Genomic DNA, 22396 nt, shown 5'->3' on the forward strand with positions numbered 1-22396 from the left:
GCACGGGCCCGCCGAAGCAGGGAGGATGACCAGGTGACTTCCCCGAGCGTGACCTCTGCCGACCGAGCCGACGCCGCTCGGCGTTTCCGGACCGCCCTGTTCGTCGACTTCGACAACGTCTACATCGGCCTGCAGCGCCTCGACCCCGTCGCGGCCGAGGCGTTCGCCACGAACCCGGCCCACTGGCTCAGCGAGCTGGAGTCCGGCACCGACTCCGAGGGCGACTTCTCGCGCCGGTTCCTCATCCGCGCGTGCTACCTCAACCCGTCGCGGTTCTCGCAGTTCCGCCCCAACTTCACACGCGCCGGGTTCCAGGTCGTCGACTGCCCGTCGCTGACCCAGCAGGGCAAGAGCAGCGCCGACATCAACCTCGTCCTCGACGCCGTCGACGCGCTCGCCGCGCCGACGCACTACGAGGAGTTCGTCATCGTCTCCGCCGACGCCGACTTCACTCCCCTGGCCCTGCGCTGCCGCGCCGCCGACCGTCGGGTCACGATCATGACCGCCAGCCCGGCCGCGAGCGCCTACCGTGCCGTCGCCGACTCGGTCATCACCGCCGACGAGCTGGCAGACCTGGTGACGCACACCGCGTCCACCCTGCCGGTGGAGAGCCCGGTGATCGAGGTCCCGGCCGCCGCCGCGGAACCTGCCGTCGTCACCTCGCCGCCCGCGAAGTCGAAGAAGGCGGCCGAGCCGCCGGCCAGCACCGCGGCACGCAAGGCCGTGCTCCAGCGCGTGCAGACCGCCGACCGTCCGGTGCCGCTGGGCACCATCGCGCAGCTGGCGCAGAAGACCGAGCCGTCCCTGCCGGAGTCCCGGTGGGCGGGGGCGGGAGGGTTCCTGCCCTGGTTGGCGAAGACCGTCCCCGAGGTCGGCGTCTCGTCCCGTCCGCCGGGCTACGTGTGGGACCCGACTCGGTTCGGCGAGGCCGACCTGCCGGGCGCCGTCACGGACATGGCTCCCAGCGCGCTGCAGAACCAGGTGGTCGCGGTGACCGACACCCCCGGTCTGAGCCAGTCGACCTACCGCGTCCTGCTCACGGCGCTCGCCGCCGACCTCGCGGCTCAGCCGTTCGACCGTGCGAAGACCTCACGACGTGTGCGCGACGCGTGCCAGAAGGCGGGCGCCAAGATCGGCCTCTCGACCGTCAACTTCGTCATCGGCGGCATCATCTTCGCGGGGCTGCGTCTCACGTCGTCGGTCACGTCGCGCGACCTCGCGACGGCGTGGGCCGACAACGTCGTCGGGCTGTGCCGGGGTGCGCGGATGCAGATGAGCACCGGCGACGTCGCCGCGATCCGCGCCTGGGTCGGCGGCGGGCTGCTGGAGGGCTGACCGCTACTGCTGCTGGGGGGCGCGGACCTGGAGCAGCGACTCCAGCCCGGCGAAGTCGTCGAGGTTGTAGGTGAGCAGCGTGGCGTCGTGCGCCAGCGCGGTCGCGGCGATCATGAGGTCGAAGGCGCGACGGCGCGGCTGCCGCCCGTGTGCGACCACGGCCGACGCGAGCTGTCCGTACGCAGCAGCGACCATCGCGTCCACCGGAAGAGGGTCGAACCGGCGCTCGACCGATGCCAGACGCTGCAGCCGGACCGCCCGTGCGCCCGCGTCCGGAGCGACGAGGACACCGAAGTGGAGCTCGGCCAGGCTGATCGCGCTCACGGCCAGCTCGGCGTCACCGAAGTCGGCGACGCCGCCGACGAGCACGCTCGTGTCGAGCAGGGCTCTCACGCGAACGGGTCCGTGATCTCCTGGTCGAGCAGGTCCCGGATGTCCGCGAAGGTCGGGTCGGCAGGGCTCGCCCAGATGTCGGCCACCTCGTCGAACCGGCGCCAGGCCCGTCGCGTCGCGGGGACGAGCATCGCGACGTCGCGTCCACTGACCGTCACCGTCAGCCGCTCGCCGTCCTCGACCCTGCGCAGGACCTCGCTGGCGTGCTGACGCAGCTCGCGGACACCGACGGAGTGGCTCATGCGGGCGACTGTAGCACTTGTGCTACCTACCGGTCGTAGTCGAAGCGGAGGCGCATGCGGTCGCCGCGGAAGACGATCGACGAGTACTCGAACGGGCGGGACAGCGCGTCGGAGATCACGTCCTGCAGCTGGAGCGCCGGTTCGCCGCGGCGCATGCCCAGGTGCTTGGCGTCCTCGCTGCTGACGGCGACAGCCTCGAGCTCCTCGTGGACGCGCTTCATCGGCAGGCCGTAGTTCTCCTCGAGGACGACGCAGAGCTGGTTGGCGACGACGTCGTGCTCGTCGAGCCCGGGCGCCAGGCGGGCCGGTACGTACGAGCGGTGCAGGCTGATCGGCTGGCCCTGGACCGAGCGGACGCGGACGATCACGTACGTCTCGTCGCCCTCGCCCAGCGCGAGCCGCTCCCGGACCCCGGAGGAGGGCGTCTCCCGCCCGACGGAGACGAGCCGCGTCGACGTCTCGTAGCCGAGGCCCTCGAGCTGCTCGCGCACTCCCCGGTACGCGGGCGACACCGCGTTGATCTTGGGCGTGGCGACGTAGGTCCCCTTCCCCGGGACGCGGACCAGGAGGCCGTCGCCGACGAGCTTGGTCAGCACGCCCCGCACGGTCATGCGGCTGAGCCCGTAGATCTTGTTGAGCTCGTTCTCGGACGGGATGCGCTGCCCCGGGCTCCACTCGCCGCTGGTGATCCGGGTGTACAGGATCTGCTCGAGCTGCGCGTAGAGCGGCACCGCCGACTCTCGTTGCAGGACGTTCGTCATGGCCCCAGGGTTTCACGGATCTTGCGCTCCTGGTCGTGCATGAGTAGACCTGTCTAGACTGCCGAAGGGTCAGGACGATGCGGTCCTGGTCGCGCACGACCGCTCGCCGGGAGGGTGGAGCACATGATCTCGTCGACGCTGGCGATGACGCGCACCGCTCGCGAGCACGGCTACGCGGTGCCGGCGGTGAACATCCTCGACGACCTGAGCCTGCGGGCGGTCATCGCCGCCGCGGTCGCCGCGCACTCCCCGATGATCATCCAGATCTCCGTCAAGACCGTCCGCTCCATCGGCACGGACCTGATCACGACGATGTTCCGGCACGCCGCCACCGACGTCCCCGTCCCCGTCGCGCTGCACCTCGACCACTGCCCCGACCGGGCCGTCATCTCCGACGTGGTCCGCGCCGGGTGGTCCTCGGTCCTGTTCGACGCGTCGGACCGGGACCTGGAGTCGGCCGAGCGTGAGACCGCCGAGGTGGTCGCGGAGGCGCACGCGGCGGGGGTCGACGTCGAGTCGGAGATCGAGAACATCATCGGCGTCGAGGACGGCGTCGGGTCGGACGTCAGCCTGCACTCCTACGACGTCGCGACCCTGGCCGCGGTCGCCGACCGGACCGGCGTCGACCTGATCGCCCCGCAGCTGGGCACCGCCCACGGCGAGTACAAGGCGCAGCCGGTCCTGCTCCCGGAACGCGTCCGCGAGCTGGCCGCACTCACCGACCGTTCGATCGTCCTGCACGGCGGGACCGGACTCTCGGCCGGCGACTTCGCGACGTTCATCGCGGCCGGCGTCTCCAAGATCAACATCTCGACGGGCGTGAAGGTCGCGTACATGCGCTCGGCCGAGACCCACCTGGCCGAGGCACGTGCGCGTGACAGGTGGGACCCGCCGTCGATGTTCCGGGACATCTCCGCCGCGGTGCAGGCTGCGATCGCGGTGCACCTCGAGGAGTTCGGCTCCGCAGGGAAGGCTGGTCGATGACCCCCACACTGATCTTCGACTGCGACGGCGTCCTCGCCGACACCGAGCGCGACGGGCACCTGCCCGCGTTCAACCAGACCTTCGCCGAGGCCGGTCTGCCGATCCACTGGAGCGACGAGGAGTACGGGAACCTGCTCGCCATCGGTGGTGGCAAGGAACGCCTCGCGACCGTGTTCACGCCGGTGTTCGTCGAGACGGCGCACCTGCCCACCGACCCGGACGAGCAGAAGGACCTCATCGCCCGCTGGCACAAGGCCAAGACGGCGCACTACACGACGATGGTGGCCGACGGTGTCCTGCCCGGCCGGCCGGGGATCGCGCGGATCGTGGCCGAGGCGTCCGCGGCGGGCTGGGGGCTCGCCGTGGCGTCGACGTCGGCAGAGGCGTCCGTCCGCGCCGTGCTCGAGCACGCCGTGGGCGACGAGCTCGCCACGCAGTTCACGGTGTTCGCCGGGGACGTCGTGCCCGCCAAGAAGCCCGCACCGGACATCTACCTGCTCGCGCTCCGGGAGCTCGGCGTCCACCCCGAGGACGTCGTCGTCGTCGAGGACAGCGCCAACGGCCTGCGCGCCGCCCTCGGCGCCGGGCTGCGGACCGTCGTCACCGTGAGCAGCTACACCGCCGACGAGGACTTCACCGGGGCGTCGCTCGTCGTGAGCTCGCTCGGGGACCTGCCGGACGACCCCGCGACCGTGCTGGACAACCCGCTCGGCCTCGACATCGACGGGCAGGTCGCCCTGTCGCACCTCGACCACCTCCGCACCGGGAGCCACAGTGTCCGATAGCCGCGTCGAGTCCGTCGTCCGCACCATCACCGAAGGCTGCATCGAGAACGAGAAGTACTTCGGGGACCTCGACTCCGTCGTCGGCGACGGCGACTTCGGGTTCTCGCTGGCGCGCGGGTTCGAGAACGTGCTCGCCCAGTGGGACGCGTTCGACCGGTCCGACACGGGCACGTTCCTGCAGAAGGTCGCGGTCGTCATGACGGGCCGGATCGGCGGGACGTCCGGGCCGATCTGGGGCACCGCGTTCCTGCGCGCGGCCGGTCAGGTCAAGGGCAAGCAGGACATCGCCGGTGCCGATGTCGTCGCGATGCTGCGTGCCGCGATCGAGGGCATCAAGGCGCGCGGCGGCGCGGACCTCGGCGAGAAGACGCTGCTCGACGCGCTCGCGCCCATGACCGACACCATCGAGCGCGAGCTCGCGGCCGGGGCGGCACCCGCCGACATCGCAAAGGCCGCAGCCGCGAGCGCGCGGGACGCCGCCGAGGCGACCCGCCCGATGCAGGCGCGACGCGGGCGCGCGTCGTACACCGGTGAGCGCAGCATCGGGTCGCTGGACCCCGGTGCCGTCGCGGTCGCCGTGCTGGCGGAGCGCGTCGCCGACGCCTGGTGACGCACACACACGTCCGCGCTCCGGGGGGCGACGCGGCGACAGGTCGACCGATCACGACGATGTGGAGGAATGACTGATGAAGAAGTTCGTCAACGACCCGTTGAACTTCGTCCCCGAGATGCTCAAGGGCATCGCCCTGGCCAACCCCGACACCCTGCGGTACGTCCCCGAGTACAACCTGATCATGCGGGCCGACGCCCCGAGCCACGACAAGGTCTCGATCCTCCAGGGCTCGGGCTCCGGCCATGAGCCGGCGCACGTCATGGTCGTCGGCAAGGGCATGCTCGACGGCGCGTGTCCCGGCGACGTGTTCGCGGCACCGCCGATGGAGTACGTGCTGGAGAGCGCGAAGCTGCTGGCCTCGGACAAAGGCGTCCTGCTGCTGGTCAACAACTACACGGGCGACAAGATGGCGTTCGAGATGGCGGCCGAGCTGGCGGAGGCCGAAGGGCTGAACGTGCGGACGCTGTTCATCAACGACGACGTCGCGGTCAAGGACTCGACGTGGACCGTGGGCAGGCGGGGTGTCGCGGGGAACTTCTTCGTCATGAAGGCCGTCGGCGCGGCCGCCGAGGCCGGGGCGTCGCTGGAGGAGCTGGTCCGGATCGGCGAGAAGGTCAACTCCGTCACCCGGACCATGGGCATCGCCCTGACCCCCTGCACCCCGCCCGCCAAGGGCTCGCCCCTGTTCGAGCTGGCCGACGACGAGATGGAGGTCGGGGTCGGCATCCACGGCGAGCCCGGGCGCCGCCGCGCGAAGCTGGTCAGCGCCGACGAGATCGTCGACGAGCTGCTCGGCGCCGTCGTCCCCGACCTGCCGTACTCCTCCGGCGACTCGGTCGCGCTCATGATCAACGGACTCGGCGGCACCCCGATCAGCGAGCTCTACCTGCTGTACGGGTTGGCGCACGAGAAGCTCGCCGCCCAGGGCATCACCGTCGGCCGCAGCTACGTCGGCGAGTACTGCACGTCGCTCGACATGGCCGGCGCGTCCCTCACGCTGGTCCAGCTCGACGACGAGATCACCGAGCTGCTGCTGGCTCCTGCCGAGATCGCCAACCGCGTGTTCTGACCCCGGGACCGGCCATGAGCCCTGGGGCGCTCATGGCCGGGTCGGCGACCAGGTCGCGACGAGGACGCACACGTCGTCGAGGTCGGCCGGAGCGCGCTCGAGCAGACCCGTCACCAGGACGGCGACCGAGCTCTCGAGCAGTGCCGCGCCGGCACTCGCGAGCGCCTCGAGACCCTCCCGCAGCGAGCGGTCGCGGCGCTCCACCAGGCCGTCGGTGTACAGGACGAGCAGGTCGCCCGGGTCGAGGGCCGCCGACGCCTCCGCGCGACCGGTCCCGACGCCCAGCGGGGTCGACCGGCCGTCCCAGAGGAACTCGTGCGCGCCACCCGCCGTGAGACGCAGCGGAGGCAGGTGCCCCGCGCACGCGTACCGGACGACCCCGGTCGTCAGGTCGATCTCGGCGTAGGCGAGCGTCGCCATGAAGCCGACGTCCGCCTGGACGACGAACCGGTCCAGCCGCGTGAGCAGCTCGGCAGGACCCACGCCGGGTCCGGCCACCGCGCGCACGGCGCTGCGGAGCTGCCCCATGGCGGTCGCGGCATGCAGACCCCGGCCGACGACGTCGCCGACCGCGACCGCGAGCACGTCGTCGTCGACCAGGAACGCGTCGTACCAGTCACCGCCGACCTCCAGGGCCTGCACGCCCGGGCGGTACTCCGTGGTCACGCTGAACCGGTCGTCGACCGGCAGGTGCGTGGTCAGCAGGGCGTGCTGGAGCTCATGGGCGACGGAGGCCTTCTGGTCGAACCTCTCCGCGCGCTCCAGCGCCAGTCCCGCCTGCTGCCCGACGGCCGTGAGGACGCCGACGTCGAACGGGTCCCCGCGCGGGGACAGGACGAGCGTGCCGCGCGGGGCGTCGGGCGTGCCGAGCGCCACGACGACGACGCCACCGGCATGCACCTGGACGGTCTCGGCGGTCTCCGCCCAGCCGTCGTCTCGGTCGTCCCTCGGGTGGGGCGCCCCGGTCCACGGCTCGTCCGGCACCCCGGTGCCCTCAGCAGCGCGCGCACCGGACGAGGCCCGACGCACCAGCGTGCCGTCGTCGGCCGCCAGCCACACGGACGCCGTCGCCGCGCCGAGGTGGGTCACCGCGACGTCGACGAGCGCGCGCGCGACCCCCTCGGTGCCCACGCCCTGCGACAGGGCCGCCGTCGTCGCCTGCAGCGCGCGCAGCTGGTCCGCGGACCGGTCCGCGGCCGTCCGCGCCGCGAGCAGCTCACGCTCGTACCGGGAGCGCTCCGTGGCCCGGGACAGCGCCACGTCGACGCGACGGCCGCCGTCGGCGCCGGTGTGCACGACCGCCGACATCAGCACCGGCAGCCGGCCGTCCGGGCCGCGCAGCTCGACGGCGACCTCGTCGACGCGCCCCTGCATGTGCAGCAGCGGGGCGAGGTGCGTCTCCCAGTAGATGCGACCGCCCACGGACAGCAGGTCGCTCAGGCGCAGGCCCTGCGCGGGCCGACCGACCCAGTCGAGAAGTACGCGGTTGGCGTCGAGGATCGTGCCGTCGCCGTCCAGCCGCAGGAGCGCGACCGGGGCGCGGTCCCAGGCGTCGTCAGTTCGAGGGGACACGGGCCAGGTATGCCGTGATGGCCTCGACCACCTGGTCGGGGGCGCTGAGGTTCGGGCAGTGCCCGACCGCGTCCAGGAGCACCAGCTCGCTGCCGGCGAGGTGCTCGTGCACGTACCGGCCGACCTCCGGGGGCGCGATGACGTCCTCCCGGCACTGGAGCACCAGGGCAGGAGTCGTGACGTCCGCGAGGTCCGCGCGGTTGTCCGCCAGGAACGTCGTCCGGGCGAACCGCCGGGCGATCGCCGGGTCGGTGCGGCAGAACGAGTTGGTCAGCTCCTCGCCCAGCTCGGGCCGGCCCGCGTTGCCCATGATCACCGGCGCGATGAACGCGGACCAGCCCAGGTAGTTGTCGTCCATCGTCGCGAGCAGCTCGTCGATCTCCGCCGCGTCGAACCCACCCCGGTAGTCGACGTCGTCCACGTACCGCGGGCTGGGTCCGACGAGCACGAGCCGGTCGAACAGCTCCGGTCGGCGCACCGCCGCGAGGACCCCGATCATCGCGCTCACCGAGTGGCCCACGAACACCACCGGGCCCAGGTCGAGCGCGGCCAGGATCTGCACCACGTCGTCCGCGTACCCGGCCAGGGACCCGTACCGCTGCGGGTCGTACGCGCTCAGGTCCGAGCCGCCCGCCCCGACGTGGTCGAACAGGACCACCCGGTGGGTCCCCTCGAACGCGGGCGCGACGAACCGCCACATGCTCTGGTCGCACCCGAACCCGTGCGCGAACACGATGGCCGGCGCATCCGGGACGCCCGAGAGCACGACGTTGTTGCGGGTGAGCACGGTCATGGGTCGAGCGTAAGCGTCAGACGGCGGAGGGCGTCGTCCCGTTGGTGGCGGGAGCGCCTGTCGGAACCACGACCGTGGAGGAGTCCGTCAGCTGGTGCACGATCTGCGTCAGGTCCAGCCCGGTCGTCGACTTGATCAGCTCCTGGAGCTGCAGGAAGTTCCCCGCCACGGCCTTCGGCAGCGCGGAGGCGCCGTCGGTCGAGACGACCGTGAGGGTGTCGATGTTCGCCATGGGTGCCGCGAGCTGCTTCGCGATCTCCGGGAGGGTCTCCAGCAGACGGTCGAACACGGCCGCCTGGTTGAACTCCTTGTACGCCTCGGCGCGCTGCTGCAGCGCCTCGGCCTCGGCCTTGCCCCGGGCGAGGACCGCCGCGGCCTCGGCCGCACCCTCGAGCTCGGTGGCGCGGGCCTGCGCGGACCGCAGCGCGAGCTCACCGGCACCGCGGAGCTCGTTCTCGGCCTTGGACGCCTCGGCGGCCTTGACGGCGGTGACCCGCTGCGCCTCGGCCTGCTGCTCCAGGCGGTAGCGCTCGGCATCGGCCGGGCGGCGCACGGTGGTGTCCAGCTGACGCTCCGTCAGGGCTGCCTGCCGCTCGGCGACCAGCTCCTCCTGCTGGAGGATCTCCTGCTGGCGGGCGGCTGCCTCGAGCGGCCCGGCCGACGCCGACAGAGCCTTCGCCCGGTCCGTCTCGGCGAGGATCTCCGCCTGCCGCAGGTCGAGCGCCCGCTGGTAGTTGGCGACCTCCGTCTCGGCGTGGATCCGCTTCTCCTCGGACAGCCGGCGCGCCTCCGCCTCGGCGATCTCGGCCTCGCGACGGATCGCGGCGGCCGACGCGCGGCCCATGTCGAGGATGTACGTGCCGCCGCCGTGGTCGCCGACCTCCTGGATGGTGAACGCGTCGAGGCTCAGCCCTTGCGCGCTGAGCGACCCGGTGACGGACTCGAGCACCTGCTGGGAGAACGACTCGCGGTCCCGGATGACCTGCTCCACGGTCAGGTTGCCGACGATGGCGCGCAGCGCACCCGAGAGCTGGTTCGTCGTGAAGCTGTCGATCTCCTCCTGCTGGCTGCCGAAGCGCTGGGCGGCCGCGCGGATGGAGACGTCCTCGTTGTGCACCTTGACGATCGCGACCCCGGAGACCGTGAGCGCGATGCCCTGCGACGACGGCGCCCCGTTGACCTCGACCGTGATCCGGCGCGACGACATGTCCAGCACCGACAGCTGCTGGACGAACGGCAGGACGAACACGCCGCCACCGGTCACCACCTTCTGCCCGGACAGGTCGTTCGACGTCTTGCCCTTGCGGCCGGTGACGATGAACGCCTCGTTGGGCAGGGCGACGCGGTAGCGCTTGGCGATCGCGACGCCGACGATCAGGACGACGAGGACGAGACCGGCGACACCCGCGACGGGCAGCCAGGATTCAGGCACGGAGAGCTCCTAGAGAGGGACGGACGGGGAGGCGGTGGCGACCTTGACGACGCCGGGACCGAGGTTCGCGACGACCGTCACGCCGGCGCCCGTGGGCACGGGACCGTCGGCGCGGGCCGCGAGCGCGGTGCTCTGACCGGCGACGACGAGGGAGATCTGGCCGAGGCCGTCGGACGGGATCGACGTGGTGACCGTGGCGGCCTGGCCCACGTAGTCGCTGCTGGTGATCTGGTGGGCCGTCGGGCCGTCGGTCAGGGCGCGCGTGGCGGCACCGGCACCGGCGCCGACCACGGCACCCGCCACGACACCACCGAGGGAGGCGACCAGCACGCTCACGTCGGTCGTCGTCAGCAGCAGGCCGCCGACGATGCCGAAGGTGGCCAGGAACGCGAGCACGACCGTCGACGACAGGTACCCGCCCGTGAAGTCGATCGCGTCGACGACCCCGTCGAGGAAGTCACCGACGGTGACGGTGAGGACCAGGAGCAGCAGGGCGATCCCGGCGATCACCCAGAAGATCAGCATGCGTCTGTGTCCTCGGGTCGGCGACGAAAGGCGGCGCGTTGGTTATACCTCGCGGGGCCCGCTCCGTGGGGACGTTTCACGGGCCTGTGGACGACGAGTTTCGGAACGACGACGAGGACGGCGACGACGAGCGCCGTGACCGTGTCGCGCCTGGTCGTGCGTGGCCGCAGGGTAGGGGATGCCAGCACCCATCCGTCGGGGTGGTCGGTCACGAACCCCCGTCTCCGACACCTCCGACGAGAAGGCAGCCCTCCATGACAGTCCCCCGCTGGGCGCTCGCGTCCGCGATCGCCGCTCCCGTCGCCATGATCGGCGGCTGGACGCTCGCGGCCGCCCGCCAGCCGTCGTTCGACCCCGTGCAGGAGACGATCAGCGCGCTGGCGACGTCGACCGCGACCGACCCGTGGATCATGACGGCGGGCCTGGCGATCACGGGCGTGGCGCACCTGGTGACCGCGGCCGGGCTGCGACCGGTCCCCCGCCGGGCGCGGGTGCTGCACGCGATCGGCGGAGCGGCGACGCTCGCCGTCGCGCTCTTCCCGTCCGACGCCGCCCCGCAGGCCCACGGCATCGCCGCCGGGATCGGGTTCGGCGCGCTCGCGCTCTGGCCGGCGCTGGCGGCGCGCCGCGGGGCGACCGGCATCCTGCAGCCGGCCGCCACCGTCGGCGCGTCGGTGGTGCTCACGGGTCTGCTCGGGTGGTTCGTGATCGAGCTGCAGGGCGACGGCGACCTCATCGGCCTGTCCGAGCGGGCCGTGGCCGGTGCTCAGGCGGTGTGGCCGCTGGTGGTCGTCGTCGCCCTGCGTCGTCGAGCGGCGTCGCGCTGACGGTCGTCAGCCGAGGTGCTCGACGAGGACGTCGAAGGCCTGGTCCCAGCCGTCGTAGACGCCGTCGTCACCGGGCTGCCCGCCGTAGCCGTCCAGACGGAACGTCATCCGGGTCTGCTCGCCGAGGTCCTCGAGCGTCACGGTGATCAGGGGCGCGTCAGCCGACGTGTCGCCCGGGTCGGCCCACGTGAAGCTGAGCCGCTCGGGCTCGACGACCTCGCGGTAGACGCCGAACGTCGGGTAGGTGCTGCCGTCCGGGGCGATCATCGTGTACTTGTAGGTGCCGCCCGGACGGACGTCGAGCTCGACCGAGTCCCGTGGCGTCACGACACCGCGCGGGTGCCACCAGGCCGCGGCCTCGTCGGGGTCGGTCCACGCGTGCCAGAGGGCCGCGCGGGGTGCGTCGAAGATGCGCGTGATGGTGAAGGTCTTCTGGTCGGTCTCGGTCATGGTGCCTCTCCTTCTCGCTCGTGGAGCTGCCGCAACCGCTCGTCCAGCAGGTCGAACCGCTCGTCCCACAGGCGTCGGTGGCTGTCCACCCACGTCGCGACCTCGTCGAGCGGCTCGGTCCGCAGGACGCAGGTGCGCCACTGCGCGGACACGGTCCGCTCGATCAGACCGGCGTCCTCGAGCACCTTGAGGTGCTGCGAGATCGCCGACCGGCTCATGGCGAACGGTGCTGCCACGTCCCCGGCGGTCGAGGGGCCCTGCTGGAGGTGCGTGAGGATCGCGCGCCTCGTGGGGTCGGCGAGCGCGGCGAAGACCACGCTCAACGCGTCCCGAGCTGGCATTTCAGCAACTCCTTAATTAAGGAACATCTTCAACGTACGCCGCGGGCAGCGACCCGTCAACCCGTGTCGGTGGCCACCTCTACCGTCGCGGTATGGGAATCGTGCGTGTGAGCATCTCCGTCTCGCTCGACGGGTACAGCTCCGGTCCGGACGTCTCGGAGCAGGACCCGATGGGGGTCGGGGGTGAACGGCTGCACCGCTGGCTCTTCCCCGCCGCCGGGGCCACGGCGGACCCGGCGGACGCCACGGTCTCCGCGGACCTGTTCGCGCGGACCGGGGCGGTCGTCGTCGGCCGCCGGACCTACGACATCGGCGTCGACCTGTGGGGCGACACCCCGTTCCCGGTACCGACGTTCGTCGTGACGCACCGGGAGCACGAGCCGCGGCCGATGACGAGCGCCGCGTTCACCTTCGTCACGGACGGCGTCGCGAGCGCCGTCGCGCAGGCCGTGGCGGCCGCCGGCGACCGGGACGTGCTGGTCATGGGCGGCGCCGAGACCGTGCGGCAGGCCATCGGCGCGGGCGTGGTCGACGAGGTCACCCTCAACCTGGTGCCCGTGCTCCTGCACGGCGGCGCACGCCTGCTCGACATCGCCGGGGACCAGCACACCGAGCTGGTCCGGACCGGGCTCGTCGCGACCGCCGAGGCCACGCACCTCACGTTCCGCGTCGTGCGGTGACGCCCCGGGTGGGAGACGCTGACCGCATGACCTCTCCCGCACGGACCATCGGTCGGATCACGCTCGGAGCGATGCTGCTCTTCGCCGGCACCAGCCACCTGACGTTCGCGCGCGAGGAGTTCGCGGCGCAGGTGCCGCCGTGGGTGCCGGTCGACACCGACTCCGTCGTCGTCGGGTCGGGCCTGGTCGAGCTCGCGCTCGGTGGCGCGCTCGTCGCGCTGCCGAAGCAACGGGTCGCGGTCGGCTGGGTGGTCGCCGCGTTCTTCGTCGCGATCTTCCCCGGCAACATCTCCCAGCTGGTCACCCGCACGGACGCGTTCGGGCTGGACTCCGACCGGGCGCGGGCGGTCCGGCTGGTGTTCCAGCCGCTCCTCGTGGTGTGGGCGCTCTGGTCGACGGGTGCCTGGAAGGCCTGGCGCGAGAGCCGCGTCAGGCGCGGCTGATCGCGGCCGCGATCCGTTCGGCGTCGATCCGCAGCTCCCGGAACATGCCGCTGATCGGGTTGGTGTACCCGGTGAAGTAGAGACCGGGGGCCGACCGTGACGTCCGCGGTCCGTGGACGCGCGGCAGCCCGCGCTCGTCGAGCACGTCCAGGTCACCCACCAGCGGCTCCAGCCCGCGTCGGTACCCGGTGGCCGCGAGGACCACGTCCGGGGTGATCCGCGAGCCGTCGGCGAGCACCACGGCGCCGTCGTCGTCGAACGACTCCACCGCCGCGACGGGCTCGACGTCCCCCGCCTGCACGGCGGCGATCAGGCCGACGTCCTGGAGCGGCACCGACCCCTGCTTCACCCGCGAGTAGAGGCCGGTGGTCGGCCGCGGGAGGCCGTACGCCGACAGGTCGGGCACCTCGACGCGGGCGACGACGGCCGCGATGCGGTCCACCACCGGGACGGGCAGGTGCCGGACGAGGATCCCGGTGCCCTGCGCGGGCCAGCCGAGGTTCGAGCGTCGCACGATGTGCGGAGCCGTACGGATCGCGAGCCGTACACGCGACGCGCCGCCCTCGGTGAGGTCGACGGCGATCTCCGAGCCGGTGTTGCCCGCACCGACGACGAGCACGTCCTTGCCGTGGTACGGCTCGGCGTTCCGGTACGCCGACGCGTGCACGAGCTCGCCCGGGTACGCCTCGACGCCGGGCCACTGCGGGGGCACGGGCGTGTGGTTGTACCCCGTCGCGACCACGACGGTCGACCCGGCGAAGGACTCGCCCGACTCGGTCTCGACCACCCAGCGGCCGTACCCCGCACGCGCGACGCGCTTCACGTGGACGCCGGTCCGGACGTCGATCCGGTGGTGCACCGCGTACATCTCGAGGTAGTTGACGACGTCCGCGCGGGCGACCCACCGGCCGAAGTGCTGCGGGATCGGGAAGCCCGGCAGCCCCGACCAGCGTCGGGTGGTGTGCAGGTGGAGCCGCTCGTAGTGCCGCCTCCAGGAGGCGCCGACGTCGTCGGACCTCTCCAGCACGATGACGGGCACGCCCCGCGTCTTCAGCGAGGCGGCGACCGCGAGGCCGCCAGGGCCGGCGCCGATGACGAGGACGGGCGGAGTGCTCATGGCTCTTCCTATCGTCACATGGACGGTTGTCCAATAGTAAGTTGGAACTGAACAGTTGATACTGTCTAGTTGTGGACGAGATCTCGCCGGACGCGGCGCGTGCCGCCAGGGACCTGCGCGTGCTGCTCGGGCGCCTCGTGCGGCGGCTGCGCGAGGTGTATGACACCAGCGCCCTGACCCCCTCGCAGATGAGCGTGCTGACGCGCCTGGAGAAGGACGGTCCGGCCTCCGGCAGCGACCTGGCCACCGCCGAGGGCGTGCGCCCTCAGTCGGTGGCGACGATCCTCGCCGCGCTCGCCGGGCAGGGGCTCGTGCATCGGACGCCCGACCCGCACGACGGCAGGCGCCTGGTGGTCCGGTTGACCCCCGCCGGCCGCGAGCGAGCGGAAGGCGTCCGCCAGGTCCGCGAGGAGTGGCTCGCCCGCGCGTTCCAGGACCGCTTCACCGACGACGAGCGCGCGACCGTCCGCGACGCCCTCACCCTGCTCGACCGGCTCACCCTCGAAAGGCCCCCCACGTGACCCTCACGATGCTCGACCCTGTCACCGCCCTGCTCGTCGTCGACCTGCAGAACGCGGTCGTCGCGCTGCCGTCGGCGCACCCGACGACCGACGTGGTCCGTCGTGCCGCGACCCTCGCGGGCGCCTTCCGGGAGCGCGACCTGCCCGTCGTGCTGGTCCAGGCGCTCGGCAGCGCGCCCGGTCGCACCGAGTCCCCGCACCGCTCCGCCGGTGGTCCTCCCCCGGAGGGTGCCGCCGACCTCGTCGCCGAGCTCACCCCGCAGCCGGGCGACCACGTGATCACCAAGCGGACCTGGGGCGCCTTCCACCAGACCGGGCTCGCGGAGCTGCTGCACGGGCTGGGGGTGACGCAGGTGGTGGTCGTCGGCATCGCGACGACGGCGGGTGTGGAGTCGACCGCGCGCGCGGCCGCCGAGCACGGGTTCCACGTCACGCTCGCGGTCGATGGCATGACCGACTCGAGCGCGGAGGCGCACGAGAACAGCGTGACCCGGATCTTCCCCCGGCTCGGCGAGACCGGGACGACCGACGAGGTCCTCGCGCTGCTGGCCGGCTAGACGCGCTCCAGCAGGGTCAGCACCTCGTAGTGCGTCGTCTGCGGGAACATGTCCAGCACCTGCGCGCGGCGGGGGCGCAGCGACGGCATGGCCGCCAGGTCGCGGGCGAGCGAGGCGGCGTTGCAGCTGGAGTAGACGACGTGCCGCACGTCGGAAGCCTCCAGCCAGCGGCTCAGCACGTCCCCGATCCCCCGCCGCGGCGGGTTCACGATCACCAGGTCGGGCGCCGGCGCGCTCAGCGCGAACTCGGTGGCGTCGCCGGCGGCGAACCGCACGCCGGTCAGGCCGAGGTCGGCGGCGCTCAGGGTCGCGCTCGCGATCGCCTCGACGCTCGTCTCGATGCCCACGACCTCGCGACCGGGTGCCGCCACGTGCAGCGCGAACCCGCCGACGCCGCAGTACAGGTCCCACACGCTGCTCGGTGCCAGCTCCTCCACCCAGGTCGTCGCGTGCCGGTACAGCGCGGCGGCGACCTCGGTGTTCGTCTGGAAGAAGCTCTGCGGGCGCAGGTGCAGGTCGATCCCGTTGACGCGCATCCGCAGCGTCTCGGTGGCCGTCAGCAGGATCTCGCGGTCCCCCTCGAGCACCGCCTTGTGGTCCGGCAGCAGGTTGACCGACACCACCCGCAGCTGCGGCAGGGCGGCCAGCAGCCACGGCAGGTGCTTGCGGATCCGGGCGACGGGCTCCTGCGAGCGCAGCACGAACCGGAGCAGGAGCTCGCCGTCCGGGGACTGCGTGACCAGCAGGTTCTTCAGCTCGCCGGTGCGCGCCGGCACGTCGTACGGCGTGAGGGTCGCGCGGGTGACGAACGCGGCGAGCACACCGAAGCAGTCCGCGAGCGACTCGGGGTACAGCCCGCAGCCCTGTAGGTCCACCCCCGCGCCGCCCGCGTCGAGGATCCCGAGGGTGGGATTCTCGACGGTCCCGCCGACCACCATCTTCGCCTTGTTCCGGTACCCCGACTCGCGACCGGTGACCGGGGGCAGCCACACCAGGTCGTCGCGCTCGCCCAGCAGCGTGGCGCAGTGCCGTTCCTTGTCGGCGACCTGCTCGCCGTGCGGGCGGCCCATCCAGGTGCAGGAGCGGCAGACCCCCGCGTCGAAGTAGGCACACTGCATGGTCGGGAAGCCTACGTGGCCCGGATCATGAAAGGATTCAGGGGTTCCGACGAGGGAGACGGTGCATGGACGAGCCCGAGATCGCGCTCCGCGAGGACTACGCGCCCTGGTCGTTCGACCGGCTGGCCACCCCCGAGACGCGCGCCGACCAGGCCGCCTACCAGGACGAGCTGCGCGCCCGCGGCTACACCGTCGGGCAGGACTGCGTGGTGTCCCGGCTCGCCGCGGTCCACCCTGACACCCTCACGCTGGGCGACAGGTCGACCGTGGCCGCGCACGCCCACCTCTCGGGGGACCTGGTCGTCGGGGCCGACTGCACCGTGAACGTCAGCACCGTCGTGCGCGGGACCGTCCGGCTCGGCGACGCCGTGCGGATCGGGGGGCAGACCAGCCTGCTCGGGTTCGACCACGGCACGGCGGACCTCACCGAGCCGATCTTCCGGCAGCCCATGTCGTCCCTCGGGATCACCGTCGGCGACGACGTCTGGATCGGCTCGCACGTCGTCGTGCTCGACGGCGTCCGCATCGGCTCGCACGCCGTCGTCGGCGCCGGTTCCGTCGTGACCCGGGACGTCCCGGAGTGGGCCGTGGTCGTCGGCAACCCCGCCCGCGTGGTCCGTGACCGCCGGTCCGTCGCGACGACACCCGACACCCTGCGCGCCTTCGCCGACCAGGCCCGCGCCGACGCCCCGGACCTGCTCGCACGGCACTGGGACGGTGCGGCGTGGACCGACTCCCCCGGCGGTGCGCCCACGGTCCGCGCGCACTGCGACGCCGTCGAGGTCGCGGACCTGCTGCTCGGCGCACCACCCGCACCCCTGACCCGCGACGAGCACGTGGCCCGGCTGCACGGCTGGCAGGCGGACGACGGGCTGGTGCACGAGCTCGGCCGGCCCGGTGGCGTCCCGGACGTCCCGCTGCCGGGGCTCGGGGACGACACCGACGTCTACCACCTGCTCTGCGTCGGCTACGCGCTGGACCTGCTCGGCTCCACGTGGCAGGCCCCGCTGGCACCCGTCGCCGCCCTCGACCCCGCGGGGGTGGTCCGCGCGCTGGAGGACCTCGACTTCCCGCACGACGCCTGGTCCGCCGGCCACCGCGCCGACGCGCTGGGCACCGCGCTGACCTGGGAGCTGCGCGCCGGTCGGCCGGTGCCGGACGGCGTCGTCGACGCCCTGCTGGGCTGGTTGCTCGTGCACCGGGACCCGGGCACCGGGATGTGGGGCGTCGCCCGGGACGCCGACGGCCTGCGGCTCCCCGTGAACGGCTTCTACCGGACGGTCCGCGGCACGTTCGCCCAGCTCGGCGTCGACCTGCCCGGCACCGAGGCGACCATCGACGCCGTCCTGCGCCACGCCGCCGACCCGCGCACGTTCGGCCCCGGCCACGAGACCGCGTGCGACGCCCTCGACGTGCTGCACCCCCTGTGGTGGCTGACCCGGCACGACCGGCGACACCGCTGGCCCGAGATCCAGCAGGTCGCACGCACGCACGCGGAGCGGATCGTCCGCCGGTGGGTCCCGGGCGACGGGTTCGCGTTCGACACGCGAGCCGGCAGCACCCCCACCCTGCAGGGCACCGAGATGTGGCTGGCGACGCTCTGGTACGCCGCCGACCTGCTCGACCAGGCGGACGCGCTCGGCTACCGGCCGCGGGGCGTGCACCGGCCCGAGGCGGCCCTCACGCTCAGGTAGAACGCTCCAGCAGGCCGCGCACGTAGGCCGCCTGGCCGGCGTGCTGGAGGCTGTCGCCGACGATGCTGACGAGCCGGACGCCGAGCGTCACCGGTGGGTCCCAGCCCTCGTCGACAACCCGGTCGAGGTCGCTCTCGGTCAGGCCGGCGAGGTAGTCCTGCGTGCGGTCCGCGACCGCCCGGGCGTAGGCGAGCAGCAGGTCCGACGACGCCCGCACGCGACCGACGTCCTGCGCGCTGTGGCCGTACCCCGTCGCCGCGTCGTCGAACGGCAGGTCGAGACGGTCCGCCCAGCCCTGGCTGGTCCACACCTGCTCGGTACCCGCCACGTCGGCGATCTGCGCGTCCTCGCCGCGCGCTGCGTGCCACGCGAGCCACGCGATGGAGTTGGCCTCCGGGTCGGGCCGGAACGTCAGCTCGTCGACGGTCAACCCGTCGACCGCGCGCGTCAGCACCCCGTCCACCCGCCCGAACGACTCGATCAGCAGTCCTGCGACATCCATGCAGCCCTCCTCGGTCTTCGAGAGGCTACGTCGAGCCGCCCCGGTGCGCGCGACGGGAGATGATCGGTGCCGTGACCTACGAGTTCGAGGCGCCGCTGTGGCTGTGGGACGCCCGCAAGACCGACGCGTGGACGTTCGTCAGCCTGCCGACGCACGTCGCCGACGAGGTGCTGGACCTCGTCGGCGACTCCGCACGCGGCTTCGGGTCGGTGCGCGTCGAGGTGACCGTCGGCGCGACCGTCTGGCGGACGTCGATCTTCCCGTCGACCGACACGTACGTGCTGCCCGTGAAGAAGGCCGTCCGCAGGGCCGAGGGGCTCGACGTGGGCGACACCGTCCATGTCGAGCTCGCGCTGGTGGACGTCTAGACGAGGTCCGCCAGCATCGCCGCCGCCCGCGCCGCACCGTCCGTGGCCACCGGGCGGTACCGCACGTCGCGGCTGGCCTCCTTCACGATGGCCTCCGCGAGCCCGTCCGGGTCGACCGCGTCCTCGTAGGCCAGGTGCCGGCCCGCCTCGTACCGGTCGAGCCGCTTGCGCACGTGCAGGTTCTGCTCGAAGTGGTGACGCAGCGGCACGTACACGAACGGCTTGTTCAGGGCCGTCAGCTCCATGGTCGTGGTCAGCCCGCCCTGGACCACCGCGACGTCACATGCGGCCAGGTGCCGGAACAGGTCCGGCACGTACCCGAGCACCGTCGACCCCTCCCACGCGGGCAGCGACCCCGGGTCGATCCGCGGGCCGGTGACGAACGCGAACCGGATCTCCGGTGCGAGCTCGCGGACCAGCGGCACGACGTCCATGACCCGCCGCAGCAGCGAGGTCCCGACGCCCGACCCGCCGACGGTCACCAGGCAGAGCTTCTCCCCCGGGCCGATCCCGAGCTCCGCACGCAAGCGCTCGGTGCCCTCCAGCTGCGCCGGGTCGAACCCCGTGACGTACCCGGCGAAGTCGAAGTTCTCCTCCGTCCACGCCCGGATGCTCGGGAGCCCCGGGCCGAAGTCGTCCTCGACCACGTCGTCCGGGTCCCCGACGAACACCGACCGGTCCCGCACGCGCCGGAACCGGGCGCGCTGCTCGATCATCTCGGCGTTGTAGTCCGCGGTCAGCGCCGCCTCGCGCGGACCGCCGTCGGCCATCGGCAGCCAGCCGACGAAGTCCGTCATCCACGCGAACGAGAACCGCTTGAGCTCCGGGTTCTCGTGCAGGAAGTAGTCGACGTCCCACGCCTCGTCGCCGATCACCAGGTCGTACCCGCCGTCGGCCACCACCTCGTCGAAGACCATGAAGTTGTGCACGAGGATCTCGTCCATCCGGCGGATCGCCTGGAACGCGTGCAGGTCGTGCTCGCCCGCCTCGTGCTCGATGTGGCCGGACTCGTTGCGCAGCCACGCCGATGCGGGATGCACCTGCTCGCCGTGCTGCGCGAGCACCCGGGTCACCGGGTTCTGCGCGAGCCAGTCGATCTGCAGCTCGGGGCGTCGCGCCCGCAGCTCGGCTGCGATCGCCACGTCACGCTGCGCGTGCCCGAGCCCGATGGGCGACGAGAGGTACAGCGCCTTCGGCGGTCGTCGCATCGCCCGCACCCACGTGGTGCGGGGCCTTCTCTCGGCGAACCGGTCGACGAACTCCGCGATCAGGTGGTTGACCTTCACCGGGTCCCGCGCCGACGGACCGTGCCCGGCGTGCTCCAGCAGCACCAGCTCGCCGCCCGTGAGCTCGGCCAGCCGCTCGCCGAACGCGGCGGGGCGGATGCGGTCCTCGGTGCCGTGCACCACGACGACGGGGCACGTCACCTGCCGGGCCAGCGGCGCGACCGGCGCGCACACCGCACCGTCGCAGCCGAGGCGCCCCGCCGTGGTGTCCGACAGCGTCTGTGGCGAGATCTCGTGCGCCCAGCCGACGCAGTCCTCGATCTGCTTGGTGGAGTGCGGCTCGGAGAACATCTTGCGGAAGAAGAACTCCGTGAAGTCGTCGTAGCCGCCGCCCAGCCAGTAGTGCTTGTTGTACTTCGCCCAGCCCTCCGTCTCGTCGAGCGGCTCGTCCCACGGCACGTGGTCGCGGCCCGGGGTGGCCACGTCCAGGCCGCACGACGGGGCGATCGCCATGATCCCCAGGACCCTGTCCGGGTCCCCCGCGGCGACGTGCACCGCCCAGGACGCCCCGCAGGACTCGGTGACCAGCACGGCCTTCTGCGTGCCCGTCGCGTCCATGACGGCCAGGATGTCGTCGGCGTACTCCCGGTCGGTGTAGGCCTCAGCTCCCTCCGGGCGGCCCGAGCGGCCGCTGCCCCGCCCGTCGAACGTGACCACCCGGTAGTGCCGGGCCAGGAAGCCGACCTGCGCCTTCCAGAACCGCGAGGGGACGATCGACCAGGTGGGCACCAGGACCACGGTCGTGCCGTGGTCCTGGTGGAACACCTCGTAGGCGAGCGGGACCCCGTCGCGCTCGGCGACGCCGACGACGTCCGGGTCCGCTGCCCGGCTCGGGCTCGTGCCCACCCGAGCAGTGTCGTCCTCGCGGGGGCTCCGCGTCACGGGCGCACCTCGAACACGTTGTTGAACGGGGTCGACGCCGCGGTCCGGAAGGACGTGAACCCGGCCGCCGTCGAGACGTCGCGGATCTTCGCCGGACCCGCCTGCGTGCCCAGCGCCAGACCGACGTCCTGGCTGAGCGACGCGGGGGTGCACAGCAGCGTGGAGAAGCCGTAGAACGCCCGGCCGACCGGGTTCAGGTTGTCCTCGACGCGGTCGCCCGCCATCGGCTCGACCACCATCCACGTGCCGTCCGGGGCGATCGCCTCGCGCACGTGCCGGGCCGCACCCACCGGGTCGCCCATGTCGTGCAGGCAGTCGAACATCGCGATCAGGTCGTAGCCCGTACCGGTGAACCCGGTCGCGGGCGTGACCTCGAACGTCACCCGGTCGGAGACCCCGGCCGCTGCCGCACGCCCGCGGGCGACCTCGATGGACGCCTCGTGGTAGTCCGAACCGACGAACGTGGCGTTCGGGAACGCCTTGGCCAGCAGGATCGTCGACGCGCCGTGCCCGCAGCCGACGTCGGCGACCCGACCGCCCGCCTCGAGCTTCGCCGCGACGCCGTCGAGCGCGGGGATCCACTCGTTCAGCAGGTGCCCGTTGTACATGGTGCGGAAGAAGCGCTCACAGCCGTGGTGCACGTCGGTGTTGTGCGCGTGCCAGCCCACACCGTCGCCGTCGCGGGCGGCCTCGAGGATCTCCGGGGTGTCCCGCACCGTGCCGAGCGCGATCTGGAAGAAGCCGGCCAGGTACGCCGGGCTCGTCGGGTCCGCGAGCGCGACGGCGTGCTCGGCGGGGAGCGTGTACCGGCGCGTCTCGGCGTCGTACTCGACGATCGCGCCCGCGGCCTGGTTGTTCAGCCACTCGCGGGCGTAGTGCTCGCTCGTGCTCGTCCGCTCGGCCAGCTCGGCCGGGGTCACGGGTCGGCCGTCGGCCATCACCGTGTAGTAGCCCAGCTTGTCGCCCATCACGACCAGCGCGGTGTTCAGGGTGGCGCCGACCTCGTCGACGGCGCGGAACACGAAGGACATGAGCTTGTCGGGGTCGATGGTCCGCTGCGGAAGGGTCTCGGTCATGATCGTGATGCTCCTCGAAGAGGTGTCGGA

26 protein-coding genes are annotated in these 22396 nt (G+C 72.5%); 12 read left to right on the forward strand and 14 right to left on the reverse strand.

Translation table 11 applies throughout. The features are described 5' to 3' along the window. The first annotated feature begins 33 nt into the window (after positions 1-33). Positions 34-1335, forward strand: coding sequence for an NYN domain-containing protein (locus tag ASF78_RS16715; protein WP_156374202.1), 1302 nt, complete (start codon positions 34-36; stop codon positions 1333-1335). Positions 1336-1338: 3 nt separating this feature from the next. Here ASF78_RS16715 and ASF78_RS16720 read toward each other — a convergent pair whose 3' ends face one another. From ASF78_RS16720 to ASF78_RS16730, 3 genes are read right to left on the reverse strand one after another with little or no spacing between them, the layout of a single operon-like run. Continuing rightward, positions 1339-1728 carry a type II toxin-antitoxin system VapC family toxin gene (locus ASF78_RS16720; RefSeq protein ID WP_056592027.1) on the reverse strand — a complete coding sequence of 130 codons (390 nt, stop codon included), beginning with the start codon at positions 1726-1728 and terminating at the stop codon, positions 1339-1341. Then, positions 1725-1970: a type II toxin-antitoxin system Phd/YefM family antitoxin gene (locus ASF78_RS16725; protein WP_056592030.1), complete on the reverse strand. Its 246-nt coding sequence runs from the start codon at positions 1968-1970 to the stop codon at positions 1725-1727. The genes ASF78_RS16720 and ASF78_RS16725 overlap by 4 nt, the downstream gene beginning before the upstream one ends. Before the next feature lie 26 nt (positions 1971-1996). Further along, the gene (locus ASF78_RS16730; RefSeq protein ID WP_056592032.1) at positions 1997-2731 is read right to left on the reverse strand and encodes a GntR family transcriptional regulator; all 735 of its coding nucleotides are present in this window, start codon (positions 2729-2731) and stop codon (positions 1997-1999) included. 123 nt (positions 2732-2854) lie between these two features. On the opposite strand from ASF78_RS16730, the gene ASF78_RS16735 reads away from it, so the two are divergent. The 4 genes from ASF78_RS16735 to dhaK all read left to right on the forward strand — a co-directional run bounded on the left by ASF78_RS16735 (position 2855) and on the right by dhaK (position 6182). Further along, the gene (locus ASF78_RS16735; protein ID WP_056592035.1) at positions 2855-3715 is read left to right on the forward strand and encodes a class II fructose-bisphosphate aldolase; all 861 of its coding nucleotides are present in this window, start codon (positions 2855-2857) and stop codon (positions 3713-3715) included. After that, entirely contained in the window at positions 3712-4500 is a 789-nt protein-coding gene (locus ASF78_RS16740; protein WP_056592038.1) for an HAD-IA family hydrolase, read from the forward strand. Before ASF78_RS16735 ends, ASF78_RS16740 begins: the two co-directional genes overlap by 4 nt. Next, positions 4490-5110: a dihydroxyacetone kinase subunit DhaL gene (gene dhaL, locus ASF78_RS16745; RefSeq protein WP_056592041.1), complete on the forward strand. Its 621-nt coding sequence runs from the start codon at positions 4490-4492 to the stop codon at positions 5108-5110. Before ASF78_RS16740 ends, dhaL begins: the two co-directional genes overlap by 11 nt. A gap of 76 nt (positions 5111-5186) precedes the next feature. Then, positions 5187-6182, forward strand: a complete 996-nt coding sequence (gene dhaK, locus ASF78_RS16750; RefSeq protein ID WP_056592043.1) for a dihydroxyacetone kinase subunit DhaK — start codon at positions 5187-5189, stop codon at positions 6180-6182. A gap of 30 nt (positions 6183-6212) precedes the next feature. Here the strand turns inward: dhaK and ASF78_RS16755 are convergent, their stop codons facing one another. Genes ASF78_RS16755 through ASF78_RS16770 form a run of 4 tightly spaced genes read right to left on the reverse strand, consistent with a single transcriptional unit; the run spans position 6213 to position 10504 of the window. Further along, entirely contained in the window at positions 6213-7754 is a 1542-nt protein-coding gene (locus ASF78_RS16755; protein ID WP_056592047.1) for a SpoIIE family protein phosphatase, read from the reverse strand. Further along, entirely contained in the window at positions 7738-8547 is an 810-nt protein-coding gene (locus tag ASF78_RS16760) for an alpha/beta fold hydrolase (protein ID WP_056592050.1), read from the reverse strand. The genes ASF78_RS16755 and ASF78_RS16760 overlap by 17 nt, the downstream gene beginning before the upstream one ends. A 16-nt stretch (positions 8548-8563) precedes the next feature. Beyond that, a complete protein-coding gene (locus ASF78_RS16765; RefSeq protein ID WP_082495151.1) occupies positions 8564-9979 on the reverse strand; it encodes a flotillin family protein in 1416 nt (471 codons plus the stop codon). 9 nt (positions 9980-9988) lie between these two features. Further along, positions 9989-10504, reverse strand: coding sequence for a hypothetical protein (locus tag ASF78_RS16770; RefSeq protein WP_056592053.1), 516 nt, complete (start codon positions 10502-10504; stop codon positions 9989-9991). A gap of 254 nt (positions 10505-10758) precedes the next feature. Between ASF78_RS16770 and ASF78_RS16775 the strand changes: the two genes are divergently transcribed. Beyond that, positions 10759-11331 (forward strand): DUF998 domain-containing protein, encoded by a 573-nt coding sequence (locus ASF78_RS16775; protein ID WP_082495152.1) that lies wholly within the window; start codon positions 10759-10761, stop codon positions 11329-11331. 6 nt (positions 11332-11337) lie between these two features. On the opposite strand, the gene ASF78_RS16780 is transcribed toward ASF78_RS16775, so the two are convergent. Next, positions 11338-11781 (reverse strand): SRPBCC domain-containing protein, encoded by a 444-nt coding sequence (locus tag ASF78_RS16780; protein WP_056592055.1) that lies wholly within the window; start codon positions 11779-11781, stop codon positions 11338-11340. Continuing rightward, a complete protein-coding gene (locus ASF78_RS16785) occupies positions 11778-12122 on the reverse strand; it encodes a helix-turn-helix transcriptional regulator (RefSeq protein ID WP_056592058.1) in 345 nt (114 codons plus the stop codon). Before ASF78_RS16785 ends, ASF78_RS16780 begins: the two co-directional genes overlap by 4 nt. 92 nt (positions 12123-12214) lie before the next feature. Here ASF78_RS16785 and ASF78_RS16790 point away from each other — a divergent pair, with 92 nt between their 5' ends. Then, positions 12215-12802, forward strand: coding sequence for a dihydrofolate reductase family protein (locus ASF78_RS16790; RefSeq protein ID WP_056592061.1), 588 nt, complete (start codon positions 12215-12217; stop codon positions 12800-12802). 26 nt (positions 12803-12828) lie between these two features. Beyond that, on the forward strand, positions 12829-13245 hold the full coding sequence (locus ASF78_RS16795; protein ID WP_056592063.1) for a hypothetical protein: 417 nt from the start codon (positions 12829-12831) through the stop codon (positions 13243-13245). Here ASF78_RS16795 and ASF78_RS16800 read toward each other — a convergent pair. Next, complete coding sequence (locus ASF78_RS16800; RefSeq protein WP_056592066.1) at positions 13232-14362, reverse strand: NAD(P)/FAD-dependent oxidoreductase; 1131 nt, start codon at positions 14360-14362, stop codon at positions 13232-13234. The genes ASF78_RS16795 and ASF78_RS16800 overlap by 14 nt on opposite strands. 71 nt (positions 14363-14433) lie before the next feature. Here ASF78_RS16800 and ASF78_RS16805 point away from each other — a divergent pair, with 71 nt between their 5' ends. Both ASF78_RS16805 and ASF78_RS16810 read left to right on the forward strand, forming a co-directional pair. Then, the gene (locus tag ASF78_RS16805; RefSeq protein WP_056592069.1) at positions 14434-14883 is read left to right on the forward strand and encodes a MarR family winged helix-turn-helix transcriptional regulator; all 450 of its coding nucleotides are present in this window, start codon (positions 14434-14436) and stop codon (positions 14881-14883) included. After that, the gene (locus ASF78_RS16810) at positions 14880-15440 is read left to right on the forward strand and encodes an isochorismatase family protein (protein WP_056592072.1); all 561 of its coding nucleotides are present in this window, start codon (positions 14880-14882) and stop codon (positions 15438-15440) included. Before ASF78_RS16805 ends, ASF78_RS16810 begins: the two co-directional genes overlap by 4 nt. On the opposite strand, the gene rlmC is transcribed toward ASF78_RS16810, so the two are convergent. Beyond that, entirely contained in the window at positions 15437-16558 is a 1122-nt protein-coding gene (gene rlmC / locus ASF78_RS16815) for a 23S rRNA (uracil(747)-C(5))-methyltransferase RlmC (RefSeq protein WP_056592075.1), read from the reverse strand. The genes ASF78_RS16810 and rlmC overlap by 4 nt on opposite strands. A gap of 65 nt (positions 16559-16623) precedes the next feature. On the opposite strand from rlmC, the gene ASF78_RS23330 reads away from it, so the two are divergent. Beyond that, positions 16624-18252 (forward strand): DapH/DapD/GlmU-related protein, encoded by a 1629-nt coding sequence (locus ASF78_RS23330; RefSeq protein ID WP_056592078.1) that lies wholly within the window; start codon positions 16624-16626, stop codon positions 18250-18252. On the opposite strand, the gene ASF78_RS16825 is transcribed toward ASF78_RS23330, so the two are convergent. Further along, complete coding sequence (locus ASF78_RS16825; RefSeq protein ID WP_056592081.1) at positions 18245-18754, reverse strand: DUF664 domain-containing protein; 510 nt, start codon at positions 18752-18754, stop codon at positions 18245-18247. The two genes, ASF78_RS23330 and ASF78_RS16825, sit on opposite strands and share 8 nt — an antisense overlap. A 59-nt stretch (positions 18755-18813) precedes the next feature. Between ASF78_RS16825 and ASF78_RS16830 the strand changes: the two genes are divergently transcribed. Continuing rightward, complete coding sequence (locus ASF78_RS16830; protein WP_056592084.1) at positions 18814-19122, forward strand: DUF1905 domain-containing protein; 309 nt, start codon at positions 18814-18816, stop codon at positions 19120-19122. Here the strand turns inward: ASF78_RS16830 and ASF78_RS16835 are convergent. Beyond that, the gene (locus ASF78_RS16835; RefSeq protein WP_082495153.1) at positions 19119-21290 is read right to left on the reverse strand and encodes an alpha/beta hydrolase; all 2172 of its coding nucleotides are present in this window, start codon (positions 21288-21290) and stop codon (positions 19119-19121) included. The two genes, ASF78_RS16830 and ASF78_RS16835, sit on opposite strands and share 4 nt — an antisense overlap. Continuing rightward, complete coding sequence (locus tag ASF78_RS16840) at positions 21287-22366, reverse strand: trans-aconitate 2-methyltransferase (protein WP_056592092.1); 1080 nt, start codon at positions 22364-22366, stop codon at positions 21287-21289. Before ASF78_RS16840 ends, ASF78_RS16835 begins: the two co-directional genes overlap by 4 nt. Positions 22367-22396: the final 30 nt, after the last annotated feature.

Source organism: Cellulomonas sp. Leaf334 (genome assembly GCF_001424195.1).
Taxonomy (GTDB): Bacteria; Actinomycetota; Actinomycetes; order Actinomycetales; family Cellulomonadaceae; genus Cellulomonas.